At 60.5% G+C, this 17,670-nt stretch carries 14 protein-coding genes; 2 read left to right on the top strand and 12 right to left on the bottom strand.

Annotated features, from left to right (window positions below):
• Positions 1 to 382: 382 nt before the first annotated feature.
• The 12 genes from JX292_RS04550 to sdhC all read right to left on the bottom strand — a co-directional run bounded on the left by JX292_RS04550 (position 383) and on the right by sdhC (position 15,517).
• Positions 383 to 1,948 carry a S8 family peptidase gene (locus JX292_RS04550; RefSeq protein WP_204861967.1) on the bottom strand — a complete coding sequence of 522 codons (1,566 nt, stop codon included), beginning with the start codon at positions 1,946 to 1,948 and terminating at the stop codon, positions 383 to 385.
• Positions 1,949 to 2,094: 146 nt separating this feature from the next.
• A complete protein-coding gene (locus JX292_RS04545; protein ID WP_204861965.1) occupies positions 2,095 to 3,048 on the bottom strand; it encodes an exopolyphosphatase in 954 nt (317 codons plus the stop codon).
• Positions 3,049 to 3,202: 154 nt separating this feature from the next.
• Positions 3,203 to 3,802 carry a DUF501 domain-containing protein gene (locus JX292_RS04540; RefSeq protein ID WP_070482901.1) on the bottom strand — a complete coding sequence of 200 codons (600 nt, stop codon included), beginning with the start codon at positions 3,800 to 3,802 and terminating at the stop codon, positions 3,203 to 3,205.
• Between the two features lie 121 nt (positions 3,803 to 3,923).
• Complete coding sequence (locus JX292_RS04535) at positions 3,924 to 4,577, bottom strand: septum formation initiator family protein (protein WP_204861963.1); 654 nt, start codon at positions 4,575 to 4,577, stop codon at positions 3,924 to 3,926.
• Positions 4,578 to 4,822: 245 nt separating this feature from the next.
• Positions 4,823 to 6,103: a phosphopyruvate hydratase gene (gene eno / locus JX292_RS04530; protein WP_204861961.1), complete on the bottom strand. Its 1,281-nt coding sequence runs from the start codon at positions 6,101 to 6,103 to the stop codon at positions 4,823 to 4,825.
• Between the two features lie 268 nt (positions 6,104 to 6,371).
• On the bottom strand, positions 6,372 to 7,118 hold the full coding sequence (locus tag JX292_RS04525) for a MazG family protein (RefSeq protein ID WP_204861959.1): 747 nt from the start codon (positions 7,116 to 7,118) through the stop codon (positions 6,372 to 6,374).
• A gap of 85 nt (positions 7,119 to 7,203) precedes the next feature.
• Positions 7,204 to 10,185: an ornithinee aminotransferase gene (locus JX292_RS04520; RefSeq protein WP_204861958.1), complete on the bottom strand. Its 2,982-nt coding sequence runs from the start codon at positions 10,183 to 10,185 to the stop codon at positions 7,204 to 7,206.
• A 241-nt stretch (positions 10,186 to 10,426) separates the two neighbouring features.
• The gene (locus tag JX292_RS04515) at positions 10,427 to 11,677 is read right to left on the bottom strand and encodes an amidohydrolase (RefSeq protein ID WP_204861956.1); all 1,251 of its coding nucleotides are present in this window, start codon (positions 11,675 to 11,677) and stop codon (positions 10,427 to 10,429) included.
• A gap of 285 nt (positions 11,678 to 11,962) precedes the next feature.
• Positions 11,963 to 12,751: a succinate dehydrogenase iron-sulfur subunit gene (locus JX292_RS04510; RefSeq protein WP_204861954.1), complete on the bottom strand. Its 789-nt coding sequence runs from the start codon at positions 12,749 to 12,751 to the stop codon at positions 11,963 to 11,965.
• A gap of 1 nt (position 12,752) precedes the next feature.
• Positions 12,753 to 14,516, bottom strand: coding sequence for a succinate dehydrogenase flavoprotein subunit (gene sdhA, locus JX292_RS04505; protein ID WP_204861952.1), 1,764 nt, complete (start codon positions 14,514 to 14,516; stop codon positions 12,753 to 12,755).
• A 53-nt stretch (positions 14,517 to 14,569) separates the two neighbouring features.
• Positions 14,570 to 15,055 (bottom strand): succinate dehydrogenase hydrophobic membrane anchor subunit, encoded by a 486-nt coding sequence (locus JX292_RS04500; protein WP_204861950.1) that lies wholly within the window; start codon positions 15,053 to 15,055, stop codon positions 14,570 to 14,572.
• A 3-nt stretch (positions 15,056 to 15,058) separates the two neighbouring features.
• A complete protein-coding gene (sdhC, locus tag JX292_RS04495; RefSeq protein ID WP_204861948.1) occupies positions 15,059 to 15,517 on the bottom strand; it encodes a succinate dehydrogenase, cytochrome b556 subunit in 459 nt (152 codons plus the stop codon).
• Between the two features lie 348 nt (positions 15,518 to 15,865).
• Between sdhC and JX292_RS04490 the strand changes: the two genes are divergently transcribed.
• Together JX292_RS04490 and JX292_RS09005 are read left to right on the top strand one after the other, a co-directional pair.
• A complete protein-coding gene (locus JX292_RS04490; RefSeq protein ID WP_204861945.1) occupies positions 15,866 to 16,975 on the top strand; it encodes a mannose-1-phosphate guanylyltransferase in 1,110 nt (369 codons plus the stop codon).
• Between the two features lie 285 nt (positions 16,976 to 17,260).
• Positions 17,261 to 17,584, top strand: coding sequence for a hypothetical protein (locus JX292_RS09005; protein WP_239653636.1), 324 nt, complete (start codon positions 17,261 to 17,263; stop codon positions 17,582 to 17,584).
• The last annotated feature ends 86 nt before the right edge of the window (positions 17,585 to 17,670 follow it).

Raw genomic sequence — 17,670 nt, 5'->3', positions numbered from 1 at the left:
AGCCTGTCTGTTACATACCCGGTTCGCTATACATTTTACGCCCTTTTGTTTAGGTGAAATCGCATTTATGCCCCGTTGAAGGGGCCCTACATCAAAAGTTTCGAGGCTTGAACAGAGTTCCTGCAAGATAAGCCACTTACGGTCGAAAAAACTCTTTCCATTTTTTCGCTTGATGTTCGAATTTTTCGTCACAAATGAACGTATTTGAGTTCAGCGCACACCACTACAGGAGAAGATTCCCGCGACCCCATAAAAACTCAGCCACCCGCGAACGAGCTAAGGCAAGAAATATAACGGACCGGCATTAGCCGCTCCTCCATCCCATAAAAGCGCAATCCCACGGGCCCGCCCGCCACCACGACGAACCGCCGCGACGCCAAGCCTAATGATGCGGATGCGGCACATGCTCCGCCGCATGATGCGCCTGCTCACGCACCGCGGTCCCTACCTGACGGGCTGCGTCGCCTGCCCGCACGTGCATCCGGTGCAGACGATGCACCGCACCGGCAGTAATAATCGTCACCCACACCAACAGCGCGCCCACAATGACCGGCGGCAACCAGCCGCGATCCTCCGGCGGGCGGCTTGCATCCGGTGCCGCCTGCTTCACGATGTTCTCGCCCTCCTCATGCACGGGCGCAGCATCACTGGGTGACGGTGCACTCACCTGGTGCTTGCGATGCACCGCAATCCACTCAGACATCGAACCCAGCGGATTCGCCGTCACCTTAGGCGCAGGCAAAGCCATCGCATCCTGCGGGTTAAACACACCGTACCCGTACAGCGGGTCACGGCCCGTAGCACCCGCATCATCAGCCGAAGCAATCAGACGCTGAGCCAGCTGAGCCGCAGACTCCTGCGGATACTTCTGCTTCAACAACGCCGCCACGCCCGTCACCAGAGGGGCCGCCGCCGAAGAACCCGACCACAGCATGTACCCGTTACCAGGCGCCGCCGCAATCATGTCGGTACTCGGGGCAACCACAGCAATCGAAATACCCTGCGTCGACGAGCCCTCAGAAATCTGCTTATTCCGGTCCACACCGCCAACCGTCAGCACACCCGGAATCGTCGCCGGAGCGCCCACCTGAGTCAAACCGCTACCACGATTACCCGCAGCCGCCACAATCAGCACGCCCTTCTGCTCCGCGTAGGCGAAAGCGTCGTCCCAGCTCTGCGGCCAGCTCGTCTTATTCGAACCAATCGACATGTTGATAATCTGTGCACCGTGGTCAACCGCATAGCGCACAGCGGCAGGAATCTGCTCGTCAATGCTCTTACCACCGGTCGTACCCATATTCAGCGAAATCGGTAGGATCTTCGCCTCAGGGGCCACACCAATCATGCCGGTCGGCTTACCCGGCTGGCCCGCAATGGCGGAATACCCCTGAGTATCATGACCGTGGCCGGCAATCAGCGAGGCAACCTCCGTACCGTGCATCGGTTCAGCGCCCAGACCCTTCCAGCCGTCCTCGCTGCCCACACCCGAAACATCGGTACCACGCAGCACATTACCCGCCAAATCCGGGTGGCTCCCGTCCACACCTGTGTCAATCACGGCAACCGTCACACCGCGGCCCGTAGCCTGCGACCACAACGAAGTAATGCCGTAATCGTTCAACCAATACTCACGATGGCGCACATCGTCACCGCTGGCAGTATCCGTCCCCTGACTCGGGGCCGCCGTGCTATTCGGCACCGCCGTACCCGACGGCGAAGGAGTCGCCGTCACCTCCCTCTTAGGGCTCGGAGAAGCCGTGGCCGAGGAGCTCGAATCGGTCGCGCTGACCGCGGTCAGCCACGAAACCGACCCCAGCGGCAGCAGAGTCAGCAACGCGGCAGAAACAACGGCACCGGCAGCACGCGAGCACACCGAATTCAGGCCCGCCGGACGCAGACCATCCAAGGGATGGCGGACGCACCTCGCGACACGCTCAAACCAATCCATTCGTTTCTCCTCAACTGACCAACGCAAGCTCACATAGTGCAGCAAGCTCAACTAGACGATACAAACCGGCCGACCCGCACTGCACGGGTCGGCCGCTAGAACCTCCAGCCCGAAAATCGGGACGGATTTCTGCCTAAATGGCAGGGCTACAGCTGGGACAGCGCAATGCCATCCAGAATGTCATGCTCGCTCACCGTTACCGAATCCACCGCGCCGCCCGTCAACTCGTTCAGGCGAGTCAGGATGCGGGCGTAAATCGTTGCGCCGGCACCAATCACATCTACCCGACCCGGGTGCATATATCCCAGCGCCTCACGCTCAGCACGGTTCAAGGAAGCCAACCAGCGAGAAGTCTTCTGAACGGTCTCGATGGAGAAGGTCTGCGCGTTAATAGCCTCGGAGTCGTAGTGATCCAACCCCAGAGCAGCCGCTGCGATCGTTGTCGCGGTGCCAGCCACGGCCACCACGCGGCGAGCGTCCTGCAGGGGAACGGTCTTGCGGGCCACATCAAGGGCCTCGTCGGTATCAGCTTCAACACGGGCAATCTGTACCTCGGTCGCCGGCGCGTTCACCATGTGACGCTCGGTCAGACGCACACAACCGATATTGACGCTACGGGAAGCCTTCACGCCCGACTCATCCCCCAGCACGAATTCGGTGGAACCACCGCCCAGGTCGAACACCAGGGTGTCGCCGTCGCCAGCACCCACGGCGCGCACCGCACCGGCGAAGGACAGCGCAGCTTCCTCGTCACCACTAATCACCTCGGGCTCAATACCCAGGATGTCGCGAATACCGCTCACGAAGACGCTGCGGTTACCCGCATCGCGAGTTGCGCTGGTCGCCACGAAACGTACCGAATCCACGTCATAGTCACGCAACAGTACAGCGTACTCGCGGGCCGCCGCGAAGGTGCGGTCCAGGGCCTCCTGCGCCAGCCAGCCGGTCGCATCCACACCCTGGCCCAGACGCACAATACGCATCTCACGCACAACGTCCTTCAGGACGGTCTTCTCGACCCCGTCCACCACCTCAGTGGTGGAATCGGCAATCAGCAGACGGATAGAGTTCGTACCACAGTCAATCGCTCCAACACGCACGGTGGGTTCCTTTCAGGATTATCGTCATCATCGTTCAAGGCCAAAGGCAACGCGAGCGCCGCAGGCGAAGCTGTTTTCGCTTCTGGGCGCTCTTTCTATCTATTATGCGCCCGCGCCGTCACGGGCGACGGTGCGGGCGCATCAAAATCAATATTTAGGCTTCCTCACGCCACGCGGGGTCGCAGGAGCATACCTCGGGGGTCCACCACTCAGCGATGGCGTCCAGGCCACGGTCACCCATTGGGTTCACGCCGCGACCCACAGAGAGGGTATGGCCGATGACGGCGTGCAGACACTTCACGCGAGTGGGCATGCCGCCGGCCGAGATGCCGTCAATCTCGGGAACCTCATCGGTACCGCTAATCAGGCGGATGCGCTCACGCTCAGCCAGGTAGTTCTCGTGGGCTGCCGCGTAGGCGGCGGCCAGCTCGGCGTCCTCAGCGAGGGCGTCGGTCATTTCGTACATGAGACCACCCGCTTCCAGGCGGGACGCTGCGGCAGTAATGACCGGGTGTGCCAGGTAGAACACGGTCGGGAAGGGGGTACCGTTGCTCAGGCGCGGTGCGGTGGCGGCAACCAGCGGATTGCCGCATACGCAGCGGGCGGGAATCTCGACCACGTCACGAACCTTACGACCCAGCTGTGCAGAGAGAACACGGATGTCCTGCTCGGTGGGCTTCAGGGTTTCAACGGTCACGCCGAAACCGCCGGGGGTACGGTTTTTCAGGTCCTCAATGGTGTTTTCGGTGCTCATAGTCCTTATTCCTATCCCGTCCACTTGCTTGTGCGGTCCAGGATGTTAGGGTCGTAGGTTCAATGCTGGTCGTCGGCCTAATACGTACAGCAACTTCTCGGTCAGCCGCGCAGGCGCAGTTTCAGTTCTTTTCGAGGGAGTCCCAGACTTTGGTGGTCCAGGCATCCTCGGGGGCATTCTTCGCGTTTGCGGAGGTCTTGTCAGCCTTCGAGGAGTCATCGGTAATACCGGTGACCACGTAGGGGGTATCCCCAGGGTTGACATAGTAGAGGCGGCTGCGGGCCTGCTGACGCACGTAGTTCTCATCGTTCCACCAGGTCTGCTCAGCCTTCAGCTGGGCATTTTCCTGCTGAAGCTGCGAGATGTGGGTGTGGATTCGATTCATCTCCCGATCTTGATCCATGTAGGTCAGCACCGGGTAGGTGGTGCCGAGGGCAATCACACCCACCATGACGGCCGTCAGGAAGCTTCGCCCGGAGAACATATGGGCGGCCACGGGGGTAGCGTAGCCTTCCTCCTCAGCACGCTGTCGGTAGGCGCGGCGGCGCGCACGTTCCTGCCGGCGGGCCTGCGCCGCGCGTTCACGTTCCGGATGGCGACGGTTGAGGCCCACGCCAAAGAAGAGCGCACCGGCCTTCTTCAACAGGGAAATGCCAGCTTGGCGAGCCGCCGAGGGTTCGTGGGAACCGGTGGAAGTTCGACCGGTGCCGCGCTCCTCAGCCGAGGTACGACCCGTTGCATTGCGCCGGGTCTGCTCGTCTGCTCGCTGGCTCATTGTTTCTCTCCCCCATCGTTATTCCTACCGCAGTGCACTTCTACCTATTCTACCCGGGTTTGTGCACCCGCATGCGCGTTCCTTCCGGGGCTGTTTCCGGGCCTATTTCGAGGGGCTCTCGGGCTTTCTACGCTATCCGGGTAACGGGTGCCCTCCCGGGTACAGCAGGAGGCGACACCGCCCCAATTGGGGTAGCGCCGCCTCCTTGAGAGCTAACCGCTCACGCGGTTACGTGCTTCAGTAGCTTATGCCTTGAAGCGGGGGAATGCGGACTTGCCAGCGTAAACAGCTGCCTCGCCCAGCTCCTCCTCAATGCGCAGCAGCTGGTTGTACTTAGCAACGCGCTCAGAACGTGCGGGAGCACCGGTCTTGATCTGACCAGCGTTGGTTGCAACAGCCAGGTCAGCGATGGTGACGTCCTCGGTCTCACCGGAACGGTGAGAAACCATGCAACGGTACTCGTGGCGCTGAGCCAGCTCCATTGCGTCCAGGGTCTCGGTCAGCGAACCAATCTGGTTCACCTTCACCAGCAGAGCGTTAGCTGCGCCGCCCTCGATACCGCGAGCCAGACGCTCGGGGTTGGTCACGAACAGGTCGTCACCGACAATCTGGACCTTGTCACCAATCTGCTCGGTCAGGGTCTTGTAGCCCTCCCAGTCGTTCTCGTCCAGCGGGTCCTCAATAGAAACCAGCGGGTACTTAGCAACCAGGTCAGCGTAGTATGCGCTCATCTCGGCAGCGGACTTCTTCTGACCCTCGAAGTCGTATGCACCGTCGTTGTAGAACTCGGAGGAAGCAACGTCCAGAGCCAGTGCAACCTGCTCGCCCGGCTTGTAGCCAGCCTTCTCGATTGCCTCAACAATCAGGTCCAGTGCAGCTGCGTTGGACTCCAGGTTGGGTGCGAAGCCACCCTCGTCGCCCAGGCCAGTTGCCAGGCCACGGTCGTGCAGCACAGACTTCAGGGAGTGGTATACCTCAACACCTGCACGCAGAGCGTCAGAGTAGTTGTCGAAGCCGATGGGAGCAATCATGAACTCCTGAATGTCAACGTTGGAGTCTGCGTGAGAACCACCGTTGAGGATGTTCATCATGGGAACGGGCAGAACGTGAGCGTTCGGGCCGCCGAGGTACTTGTACAGGGGCAGGTCAGCGGACTCAGCAGCAGCCTTAGCCACAGCCAGGGAAACACCCAGGATAGCGTTGGCGCCCAGCTTGCCCTTGTTGTTGGTGCCGTCCAGAGCAATCATGGCTGCGTCAACAGCGCGCTGGTCGGAAGCCTCGATACCGATGACCTCTTCAGCGATTTCTTCGATGACAGACTTTACAGCACCCAGAACGCCCTTGCCCAGGTAGACGGACTTGTCGCCATCGCGACGCTCAACAGCCTCCCACTCACCGGTGGATGCGCCCGAGGGAACGGCTGCGCGTGCGAATGCGCCGTCTTCGAGCAGAACCTCAACCTCAACGGTCGGGTTGCCGCGGGAATCCAGGATCTGGCGTGCGTGAACTGCGGTAATAACAGCCATGGATTGTTCTCCTTATGAGATGTCAAGGATGTGAACGACACACCCGGTCGTGGCGCGTCGCGTCCCCTAAATTTTAGCAAAACTCCCACATAAACACACTAGTAGCCACTGCTTTTTTAGTCCCCTGAGTGAAGGTATATGGAACCCTTAGTAGCCCTACAGAACGCGGCAATCAACGCCCCGATAACCTCCACTCTCCCGCCGACCGCACGTGTGGGATGTATCCCAAAGCACAACACGACCCCAACCGGAGGGGCGGGGCACACGATTAATAGCGCGGCTCGTCATTCGTATGCTGCGCAACATAACGGCGGATGTACGAGCGCAGGGCACGCTCAGCATCCAGACCGTTGCGCTGAGCACGACAGACCAGCGCAAACAAAAGCTCACCGAACTCCTCCTCGGTGTGCATATAACGCAGATCGTCATCCATACTCGTGGGCTCCGGAGGCAAAATGATGCCAGCCTTCCGAGCCTTCGAAGCAGCCTTTTCAGCCATGGCGAGCGCCGGCAGGTGCGGCGGAATACCATCCAGCGCGCCGCGATTGCTCTTCTCCTTCTTCTTCAGCTCATCCCACGCCGCCTGCTGTTCAGCGGCGGTGCGGGGCGCCTCCGCGGTCTGCTCGCCTTCGGATGCGAAGACGTCGGGGTGGCGAGAACGCAACTTCTCGATTAGGCCCTCAACCACCTGTATGATGTCGAAGCCCTGCGGGTCTGCCGCGGCGATATCGGAGTGGAACACCACCTGCAACAGCACATCGCCAAGCTCTTCACGCAGCAACGGCATATTGGGCTCGCCGCCAGTTTCCACGGCCTCAACGACCTCGTAGGATTCCTCCACAAGGTAGCGAATCAGGGAGGCGTGGGTCTGTTCGGCATCCCAGGGGCAACCTCCAGGAGCGCGCAGGCGGGCCATCGTTTCAACGAGCGTCTCAAAGGCCTCTCCGGCTCGGCGGGCGGTGTCTTCGCTGCTACGAGTGGCGGGGAGTTCGGGAGTGGCGTGGGTATCAGTCATAGCGGTCTTCCTCATCGAAAGCGTGAATACAGCGCGCCGCGCCGACCCCCATACGGGGAGCCGGCGCGGCGCGACTCAAATGGTTTTAGAGGTTCCAGTGCGACAGAGCACTCGTCATGTGCGCCGGGATCTTCGAGCCCAGACGCGGGAACATACGCAGCTCCTCAACGTAGCGTTCAGCATCCAGCGGGCGCGGGTAGCTGACGAAGGCCTGCTCGTTCGCATAGTCGAACGCAGCCTGAACCGGCACGCCCGGAGTAAAGGTGAGGCTCATAGCCAGCGGCGAGCCCTCACCCTCGCTGTACGAATCGGTCTTCAAAGCGGGAATATCGAGCAGGGTTTCGGGAATCAGTTCGAAGGTGCGTGCCTGCTCCCAGAAACCGTTGCGGCGCACGTGAGTCAGAGCGTCATAGTACGAGCCAAGCGCACGCACACGAATCAGCACGGTCGTGGCGTCCTTCGCGGTGCCGTTCTCGCCGAAGAGGTGCTCGACAACCGGAGCCAGACGCTGGGCAACCTGAGCTTCGGTCAGCACGAGGTTACCCTCGGCCAGCTGAGTTTCAGAAGGAACCAGCGGGCTCACCGGCTGGGAGGTGGGGGTATCCAGCTCGTCTGCGACAGTGGGCAACTCGTTGAGTTCGCTCAGGACCGGAGCCGAGGACGTAGCCGAAGAAACAGTAGGAGCCGCGGATGCTACAGCACCGCCAGCGGCCACAGCCGCTGCCGCGGCGAGCGCACCGGTAACGGCGGGTGTGGGAGCCTCCACCTGTGCGGAATCCTCGGAATGCGCCTGGGAGGGTTCGGATGCCTCAGCCTTCGTAGCATGCTTGGTCTCTGCGGGCTCATCTGCCTCGTCAGCAGGCACCAGTTCGTGGTCGTTCAGGAAGTTGGGCAATTCGGGCTCAGCCTCGGTGGATGCTACCTTGTCGGCGGTCTTTTCGCTCTTTCCGGCCGAGCTCTTTTCGGCCGAATCCTCGCTAGCGGAAGAGCCAGCGACAAAGGCCTCTACGGCAGAAGTTTCAGCCTTTTCCTCAGGCTCTTGCGGCTCTTCCAGCTTCTTCTGAGCGTTGGCGACGATAGCGGCCAGGGCAGCTTCCATCTCTTCGCCGTGGTCGGCGTCCTCGGCCTCAGATGCCTCGGGCTGTTCAGCGGCCTCAGGCTGAGCGTGCACGGGCGCAGAGATCTCGGACTGCTCAGACTGTACGGAAGCATCCTCGGCGTCCTGTGAGTCTACGGTACCGAAAATCGGGTCGTTATCGTAGTCGTGCTCGTACTCGGGCTCGGCAATCTCAGTCGTCTGGGCTTCGCCTGCATCGGAGGAAGCTGCGGCAAGCGCGGCGGTACCGGCCACGGTAGCGGTAGCGCCGGCAACAGCGAGACCCGCGGGAGCGCTCTGACGCTCAGACTGCTCCTCGCGGGCTTCCTCGGAGGGCTGGGCATCAGTAGCAGGTACTTCAGACTCAACCGTCTGAGAATCGTCGGACTCTGAAACCTCAGCTTCGGGAGCCTCGGCCTTCTGCTGGTGAGCCTCAGCCGCCTCTGCGGTAGCCACAACCGAGCTCTTCTCACCCTCAGAAGTCTCGAGCAGGAAGCTCTCGTGGGTAGTCTGCCCATCCACAGCACCCAGGTAGGAGGCGTGCACCTCCAGGCCCTCACCCAGACGCGGGCTCAGGATTACAGCCGCACGGTTCCAGGTTGCGCCGACCTCCTGAGCCTCGGTGTACAGGGCCGCGACGGGCACAAACCAGTCCACGCCGGGCAGCACAACACCGTTCTCGACCTCGCGACCGCGGTGCAATAGGCGGTAGTGCATGTCCTCATCTACCTGGCGCAGTTCCAGACTCATAGTTCCCGAACCGCGGGTGCGCATGAGCTCGGCCAGCGAATGGAGGGCGCGCTGTTCGCCGAGGACGGGGAGGTCCGCGGCGTCCTCTGCGGGAGCGGTGAGCACAACAGATTCGGCCACAAGCTCAGCGTCATCGGCACTCAGCTCCTGTTTCCCGGAGGCAACTTCGTCAGATGCGGGCTCTTCGGCTTCCTTCTGCACTTCGTCCTTGGATGCCTCGGGCTTCTCCGCAGACTCGGTAGAGTCAGGACCAGCCACAATGGAACGTTCCTCGGCCGAGGCCGTCTCGCTCACAACTACCTCCGCCGCAGGTTCAATCTGTTCGCCAGAGCGGGTGGGTTCAGCTGAGAGGGATTCAGACTCGGTGGAACGCTCAGGAGCGGAGTGGTCAGCGTCTTCGGTCTCCTCTGCCTCCGTGAAGCTGTCCTCTTCGCTCTCAGGGTTCAGACCCAGGCGCACCGCGTAGGCGGCGGCCAGATCATCCAGGCCGGCGTTCTTCGCTTCGATCAGGGCGGCGCGGGTGCGCGCCTCACGAATCTGCTCCGCAGTGAGGTACTCCTCGGCCGCGGAATTGCGGTCGGTGTCATCGACGTCGGAAGTAACCGGGCTCTCCTCTTTAGAGCCCTCCGCACGGACAGCACGCAGGTACTCTTCAAACTGGGAGCGAGCCTCCTCAGCGGTGTCAGCCGAAGGCTCCGCATTCTCGGAGGATTCGTCCTCGGATTTTTCGGAGGCTTCGCCCTCTTCATCACGCAGGAAGGCGGGGGTTTCCGGCGCGGTCGGCCTATCCTCGGCAAGTTCAGATTCTTCGCTCTCACCGCGAGCTTCGGGCACCGCAGCATCCTCAACGTCCTCGTGAGGGTAGGAGTCCAGCGCCTTTAGAGTACTCCGGAGCTCCTCATCATCAGTGGTTTTAACGGAATCCGAAAGGGATTCCTCAGCGAACGAAGGGGACTCCTCATCGCTGTGCAAGAGGGCGCGCTTCAGGTCTTCCAGTGCGCGGTGTTCTTCGGAACGTTCCTCGTCGCGATTCTGCCGGGTGCTCTCCGACTTCACAAAACGGCGCAGGGAATCCTCCCACTGCTGCTGCTCCATGATTTTGTCACTCAGCCCCGAGCCGCGGGACGGTTTGCTTTCCTCGTGCCCGTCCTGCGCCGCGGTGCTCTCCGCCTCGCGCGCCTGTTCATCCCACTTCTTCTTACCGATCCCAAAGAAGCTCATTGGGCGTCCTCCTTCGGCGTGCGCCGTGAATACGCGCGGTGCCCGTTGAACCTCTCTCGCGACCACGCGCGGGTTCACGGGCACAACGCTGATGTCCTCATAATCTTTTTAATTCTATCGTGTGCCTAGAGTTTCGCCTCGCTATCCAACCGGTAGCGAGGCGAAACTCTATGAAACGACACAACCTGCGACCCTCGCACCTGCAGGACGCTGGATGCGCAAATCAGCGCATCCCGCGGGCCTAACGGGCCTCGTCTCGTACGGGGTTGGCGGCCTTCGCGGCCTTGGCCAGCTCGAAACGTACGGCACGCAGAGCGGTTGCGGCCATGACGCGCACACCAATGCCGATGGCCTGCTCACTCGGGGCGTAGTCGCCCTGGTGCAGGTCGTAGGTGGGGTCACCGGTGGCACGGGTACCCAGTCGGAACATCGATCCGGGCACCTCCTGCAGCATCCACGCGAAGTCCTCGCCGCCCATGGACTGCTCCACGAGCACGATGGAGTCCTCCCCCAGCTCGGCACGAGCGGCGTTCTCGAGCATGGTGGTTTCCAAGTCGGTATTCACGACCGGGGGCACGCCGCGGATGTGCTCCACTCGGGCATCCACTCCGAAGGGAACGGCGACCTGCTCGATGACTTCGTCCAGCAGGTTACCGGCCTGGCGCCACACCTCAACGTCCAGACAACGCATGGTGCCGGCCAGGTAGCCCTCGGCAGGGATCGCGTTCGGGGCGACGCCGGCACTGACCTGGCCCCAGGCAACCAGCACGCCCGAACGAACGTCGGTGCGGCGGGTCAGCACGGCGGGGACCTGCACCGCAATCTGGCTCATCGCGTAGATGAGGTCCTCGGTCAGGTGGGGGCGGGAAGTGTGGCCGCCGTGGCCGCTCAAGTGAATCTTCACGGTATCCGATGCGCTAGTAATCGCGCCGATACGGGTACCAATCTGGCCGAGGTCCACCTTCGGGTCGCAGTGCAGAGCAAAAGCACGCGGAACGTCCTTGAGCAGGCCCTGGGAAATCATCTGCACGGCGCCGCCGGGCAACTGCTCCTCGGCAGGCTGGAAAAGAATACGGATGCTACGGCCCAGCGGAGTCTTCTCGTTGAGCTCGTGTAGCGCCAGCGCCACGCCCAGCATGACGGTCTGGTGAATATCGTGGCCGCAGGCGTGCATCACGCCGGGCACGGTGGAGGCGTAAGGTAGCTCAGTCTGCTCAACGATGGGTAGCGCGTCAATATCGGCGCGCAGAGCCGCGGCGAAGGGGCCATCTCCGATATCGACGTAGCATCCGGTACCTTCACAAGCAATGGGGTTCATGCCGGCTTCTCGCAGTCGGTTCATGAGGCGCTCAGTCGTGACGACCTCGCGGAAAGAAAGCTCAGGGTTGGCGTGTACTTCGCGGCGGAACTGCACGAGGGTACCCATCATACGGTCCACCCAATCGTCGAAAACGGGGGTGGACAAATCGTAGCGAGAATTAGCAAAAACCATACACAGTAGAATAACCCTCCCGGCAATGGTTTACCTATCCGCTCCGGCCGCTACCGGCCCTTTAAGAATGTCTGTGACTTTGTGACGGATTTTGAAGGAACTTCAGGAACCTCAGGGCGCTGTCGACGGGTATACAGCAGGACTCTGGTGCACATCTCTCCCCTACCCTATCCGTTGTTCTTTCCGCGGGTACACGCCCCGGGTACGCGACAAGCCGCCACCCAGTGAAGGGCGACGGCTTGTCGCAGAAGGCGCTTAGCCTTCGAGAATCCGAGAAGGAGCGTTCTAAAGCGAACGGCTCAAGATAGCCTGCTTCACCTCGGCAATAGCCTTGGTAATCTGGATGCCACGGGGGCATGCCTCGGTGCAGTTGAAGGTGGTGCGGCAACGCCACACGCCTTCCTTGTCGTTCAGAATCTCCAGGCGAAGGTCACCGGCGTCATCGCGAGAGTCGAAGATGAAGCGGTGAGCATTCACGATTGCCGAGGGGCCGAAGTACTGACCGTCGGTCCAGAAGACCGGGCAGGACGAGGTACATGCTGCGCACAGGATGCACTTGGTGGTGTCATCGAAACGTGCACGGTCCTCGATAGTCTGCAGGCGCTCGCGCTCAGGCTCGTTCGAGTCGTTGATGAAGAACGGCATGATTTCGCGGTAGGCCTGGAAGAAGGGCTCCATGTCAACAATGAGGTCCTTCTCACAGGGCAGACCCTTCAGGGGCTCCACGATAATGGGCTTGGACAGGTCAAGGTCCTTCAGCAGGGTCTTGCAGGCCAGACGGTTACGACCGTTGATACGCATTGCATCCGAGCCGCAGATACCGTGTGCACAGGAACGACGGAAGGAGACGGAACCGTCCAGCTCCCACTTAATCTTGTGCAGGGCGTCGAGCACTCGGTCGGTGCGGTACATGGTCAGCGGGAACTCGTCCCAGTACGCCTCGGAGGAAACCTCCGGGTTGTAGCGGCGCACCTTGATAATCACGTCGTACGTGGGGATGGAGTCGGAATCGCCGCCGGTCATGCCCTCAAATAGCTTGACGGATTCCGGTTCGGGAAGTTCGTTTTCAGCCATTTTAGTACTTACGCTCCTTCGGCTCGTAACGGGTGTAGACGACGGGCTTGGTGCCGAAGCGCAGGCCCTTCACACCCTCAAACTCGGATTCGGGGTCGAGGTAGACCATAGAGTGCTTCATGAAGTTCACGTCATCGCGCTTGGGGTAGTCCTCGCGGTAGTGGCCACCGCGGGATTCCTTACGATGTAGCGCACCGACAGACATGACCTTGGCCAGCTGGAGCAGGAAGCCCAGCTCGACGGCCTCGAGCAAATCGAGGTTGAAGCGCTTGCCCTTGTCCTGAATCGAGATGTTCTTGTAACGCTCTTCAAGCTTCTCGATGGTAGCCAGTGCGGCGCGGATGGTTTCCTCGGTGCGGAACACCTGCATGTCGGCCTCCATGGCCTTCTGCAGTTCAGCACGGATAGCGCCAACCTTCTCGGTGCCCTTGCTCTCAAGGATGCCGTTGAGCATGTTCAGCACGCGATCCGCTGCATCGTCCGGGACCGGCACGAATTCGGCGGAAGCTGCGTGCTCAGCTGCCTTGCGGCCCGCACGCTTACCGAACACGTTGATGTCCAGCAGGGAGTTGGTACCCAGGCGGTTTGCACCGTGCACGGACACGCAGGCAACCTCACCAGCTGCATAGAGGCCGGGGATGGTCTCTTCGCTGTTGCGGTACACCTCGGTCTCGTTGTTGGTGGGGATACCGCCCATTGCGTAGTGCGCGGTGGGGAATACCGGGATGGGCTGGTGGTGGGGTTCCACGGCCAGGTAGGTACGAGCGAACTCGGTAATATCCGGCAGTTTCTCGTCGATGTGCGAGGGCTCCAGGTGGGTCAGATCCAGCAGCACGTAGTCCTTGTGGGGACCACAGCCGCGACCCTCGCGCACCTCGTTTGCCATTGCACGCGCCACGATATCGCGGGGTGCAAGGTCCTTAATGGTCGGTGCGTAACGCTCCATGAAACGCTCACCGTCAGCGTTACGGAGAATACCGCCCTCACCACGGGCGCCCTCGGTCACGAGGATGCCCAGGCCTGCCAGGCCGGTCGGGTGGAACTGGACAAACTCCATGTCTTCCAGAGGCAGACCCGCGCGCAGTGCGATGGCCATGCCGTCACCGGTGAGGGTGTGAGCATTGGAGGTGGTCTTGAAAATCTTGCCGCAGCCGCCGGATGCGAAAATCACGGACTTAGCCTGGAAGACGTGCACCTCACCGGTTGCCAGGTCGTAGGAGACGACACCGGCGGGGCGGGGCTTGCCTTCTTCGTCCTTGACCAGAATCAGGTCAAGCACGTAGAACTCGTTGTAGAACTCAACGTTGTGACGCACGCAGTTCTGGTATAGGGTCTGCAGAATCATGTGGCCGGTACGGTCAGCTGCGTAGCATGCGCGGCGCACAGCTGCCTTACCGTGGTCGCGGGTGTGGCCACCAAAGCGACGCTGGTCGATGCGGCCTTCGGGGGTTCGGTTGAAGGGAAGGCCCATCTTTTCCAGGTCGAGCACGGCGTCGATGGCTTCCTTAGCCATGATTTCTGCTGCATCCTGGTCGACCAGGTAGTCACCACCCTTGACGGTATCGAAGGTGTGCCACTCCCAGTTGTCCTCTTCGACGTTAGCCAAGGCTGCACACATACCACCCTGTGCAGCTCCGGTGTGGGAGCGGGTCGGATAAAGCTTAGTCAAAACCGCGGTGCGAACTCGCTGACCTGCCTCAATGGCGGCACGCATACCGGCGCCACCGGCGCCAACGATCACTACATCGTACTTATGTACCTGCATGATGTTCTTTCTGTGTTTTCGATGTTTGAATTTGTCTGCTGGGTACGTCGTCGTTAGCGTGCCGCGCAGAAGCTGGGGAGCAGGTTGGCCGCTGCGCCCGAGGGGCAGGGGTCAAACGCAAAGATGGTGAGGGTACCAACCAGCAGGACAAAGGCAGAGGCGGCGAAGAGGATAATCTTCAGCCAAACGCGCAGGCGGTCCTTCTCGGCGTAGTCGTCAATGATGACGCGGATGCCGTTAGCACCGTGCAGCATTGCCAGCCACAGGAGCAACAGGTCCCAGACCTGCCAGAAGGGGTTGGCCCACTTGCCGCCCACGAAACCGAAGTCGATGGCGTGGATACCGTCGCCAACCATAAGGTTCGAGAAGAGGTGGCCAAAGATTAGAACCACGAGCACGACGCCAGACAGGCGCATACCCAACCAGGCGAACATTTCGAAGTTGTTGCGCTTGGAGGAGGAGCGGTTGTACTTCACACCATCAATGCGGTTATCACGCAGACGGGGTACGTAGGTGCGGGGCTTAAGCGGAGTAGCCATGGTTTAGTGACCTCCAATGTGCGAGAAAACGATCGGCAGGTGGCGGGCAGCAAAGCCGGCAACGGTAAGCGCCCAGAGAATCAGCACAACCCACAGAATCTTGATGTGCATGTAGGTTGCCTTCTGGCTAATTTCGACGTTGCCGTCCTTGTTCTTTGCCTGGATGTGCTCCACGTGTGCGTTGGTTGCCTTACCCCAGAAGTCGATGAGGATAATGCGGATACCGTTGAAGGCGTGGTAGACGATGGCTGCGACCAGGGCGGTCTCACCCAGGCCCATGATGGGGTTCTTGTACAAGCTCAGCACACCGTTATAAGCCTCCGGTGAGATGCGCACAACGGCGGTATCGAGGATATGGACAAGAAGGAAGAAGAAAATCGCGATACCGGTAATGCGATGAGCAACCCAGGACCACATGCCCCAACGGCCGCGGTAAAGGGTTCCCTTAGAACCATTCAACACTGAATAACCTCCTGCTGAGACGGCGGGCTCGGGGCGCAAAAAAGGGCACTGGACACCCCTCTGCAAGCCGGTCACGACTATGTACTCGCCGACTGCTTTGTTCGTCTGTTACTTCCAAGATATCAGGTAAATTCACAGCTTATTGACACCCTGTTTATAGATTTTCGCCAGCCTATAAACGTGAATTAGGTTATATTTTTTTTGCAATATTATGATTTTCCCCGTACTGATGCGGAAGTAATCTTAACCTAACAATGCACCCGCCCCTCAATGAGAGCCGCCTGACATTTTCTGCCAAATCCCAAAAGAATTCGATATATGACAAATCCACCCGTTATTCTTGAAGCGATGAATACTACACTCACTCGATTCCGCCCACTGATTCCCGCCGGTGGTGTTGGCTCGCGTCTGTGGCCTCTGTCCCGCGCGCACGCCCCGAAATTCCTGCTCGACCTCACCTCATCGGGCAATTCCTTGTTGCGTGACACCTACGACCGTCTCATCGATCTCAGCAACGGCTCCGTCATGGTTGTCACCGGCACTTCCCACGCCAATGCGGTCACTCAGCAGATTCCCGAACTGCGGGCCGCAGACCTGGTGCTGGAGCCCTCCCCCAAGGACTCAGCTGCAGCTATCGGCCTGGCTTGCGCCATCATCCACCGCCGCGAACCGGACGCCATCATTGGCTCCTTCGCAGCCGATCACGTTATCAGCCCCGTGGATGATTTCCATCGCGTAGTGACCGAGGCTGTCATCACCGCGGCAACCGGCAAGATTGTCACCATTGGCATTACCCCCACCGAGCCCTCCAGCGCTTTCGGCTACATTCACGCCGGCGCTCCTCTAGGCATCGAGGATGCACCCAACGCGCACGCCGTGGACACCTTCGTGGAGAAGCCGGACGCCGCCACCGCTCAGAAGTACCTGGACTCCGGTGAATACACCTGGAACGCAGGCATGTTCGTGGCACCGGCTGCCCTGATGCTCAAGCACCTCGAGGCCAATGAGCCTGAGCTGTACGCAGGTGTTATGGAAATTGCAAACGCCTGGGACACCTCCGAACGCGAAGCCGTCATGGAGCGGGTGTGGGAAACCCTCCCCAAGACCGCTATTGACTACGCGGTGGCAGAGCCCGCCGCGGCCGCAGGTGACGTCGCCATGGTCCCCGGCTCCTTCAGCTGGGACGACGTGGGAGACTTCGACGCCGTGGCACGCCTCAACTCCGAGAAGAGCGGCGAAGAGCTGACCATTCTCGGCGATAAGGACAATGTCATCAACCACGGTTGCTCCGGCATCGTTGTAGCCAACAGCGATCGCAAGATTTCGATTATTGGCTTGGACGATATCGTTGTGGTGGACACCCCCGACGCCCTGCTGGTCGCACCGCGTTCCAAGGCCCAGGCCGTCAAGGACGCCGTGGGTGAAATTAAGGCGCGAGGCCTGAACCACCTCCTCTAAATCTTTGGTCCAGGCAGAATCATGAACCTGCCCCCCTAAAAACACTCAGCTAGATAACCGGCCCCCTTCACTGCGAAGGGGGTCGGTTTTGCGTCTGCCAGTATCTGTCCACCTTAATCTCCAGGTTCGCCTCCGGAGGCAGAATTCAGAGTATTTCATCTGGTGCGCGCCTGGGTCGAGGTTAAGGACACATAAGAACCCTAGACGGGGCCTTCCAAAGCATGACACGCATCAGAAAATAATCTATATAGATAATTATTCTCATATTAATATTCCGTCATGCGCATGACCCGTAAGAATTTCATCTCTCGAGCCAGCGCACTCGGCGCCATGGCTGCTCTTGCCCTGACCGCCTGCGGTTCCCCCAGCACACAAACCACCCAGAACGTACAGACCAGCCCCAGCACCTCCACTTCCGCGAGCGCAACGCCCACACCCATCACCGAAGGCAAGGGTGCAGCCAGCCGCGTGGCCAACCCGGCCGTCAAGAAGCTCATCGCGGTGTCCCTGTCGAACCCGGCGGCGCCCAAGGAGCTCATGCGCGTGGAGCTGCCTAAGGTCCCCCAACGAAATCCCGGGTGTCTCTTCGTCAAAGCCGGCACCGGTTGAGGCTGAGGCACACGGTGCTGAAACTCGCAGTTCTGAGTCTTCCTCAGCTTCTGCTGACGCTCACAAATCCCACGAGGGCCACTCCC

The organism is Rothia mucilaginosa (assembly GCF_901875305.1).
Classification (GTDB): domain Bacteria; phylum Actinomycetota; class Actinomycetes; order Actinomycetales; family Micrococcaceae; genus Rothia.
Note: the sequence above shows the minus strand (reverse complement) of the source record. Positions and strands in the feature narration are given on the sequence as shown.

Excerpts from the sequence above, each read along its gene's own strand:
- JX292_RS04550 (WP_204861967.1), bottom strand. The coding sequence starts at position 1,948 with ATGGATTGGTTTGAGCGTGTCGCGAGGTGCGTCCGCCATCCCTTGGAT.
- JX292_RS04540 (WP_070482901.1), bottom strand. The coding sequence starts at position 3,802 with ATGAGCACCGAAAACACCATTGAGGACCTGAAAAACCGTACCCCCGGC.
- JX292_RS04535 (WP_204861963.1), bottom strand. The coding sequence starts at position 4,577 with ATGAGCCAGCGAGCAGACGAGCAGACCCGGCGCAATGCAACGGGTCGT.
- eno (WP_204861961.1), bottom strand. The coding sequence starts at position 6,103 with ATGGCTGTTATTACCGCAGTTCACGCACGCCAGATCCTGGATTCCCGC.
- JX292_RS04525 (WP_204861959.1), bottom strand. The coding sequence starts at position 7,118 with ATGACTGATACCCACGCCACTCCCGAACTCCCCGCCACTCGTAGCAGC.
- JX292_RS04520 (WP_204861958.1), bottom strand. The coding sequence starts at position 10,185 with ATGAGCTTCTTTGGGATCGGTAAGAAGAAGTGGGATGAACAGGCGCGC.
- JX292_RS04515 (WP_204861956.1), bottom strand. The coding sequence starts at position 11,677 with ATGGTTTTTGCTAATTCTCGCTACGATTTGTCCACCCCCGTTTTCGAC.
- JX292_RS04510 (WP_204861954.1), bottom strand. The coding sequence starts at position 12,751 with ATGGCTGAAAACGAACTTCCCGAACCGGAATCCGTCAAGCTATTTGAG.
- sdhA (WP_204861952.1), bottom strand. The coding sequence starts at position 14,516 with ATGCAGGTACATAAGTACGATGTAGTGATCGTTGGCGCCGGTGGCGCC.
- JX292_RS04500 (WP_204861950.1), bottom strand. The coding sequence starts at position 15,055 with ATGGCTACTCCGCTTAAGCCCCGCACCTACGTACCCCGTCTGCGTGAT.
- JX292_RS04490 (WP_204861945.1), top strand. The coding sequence starts at position 15,866 with ATGAATACTACACTCACTCGATTCCGCCCACTGATTCCCGCCGGTGGT.
- JX292_RS09005 (WP_239653636.1), top strand. The coding sequence starts at position 17,261 with ATGACCCGTAAGAATTTCATCTCTCGAGCCAGCGCACTCGGCGCCATG.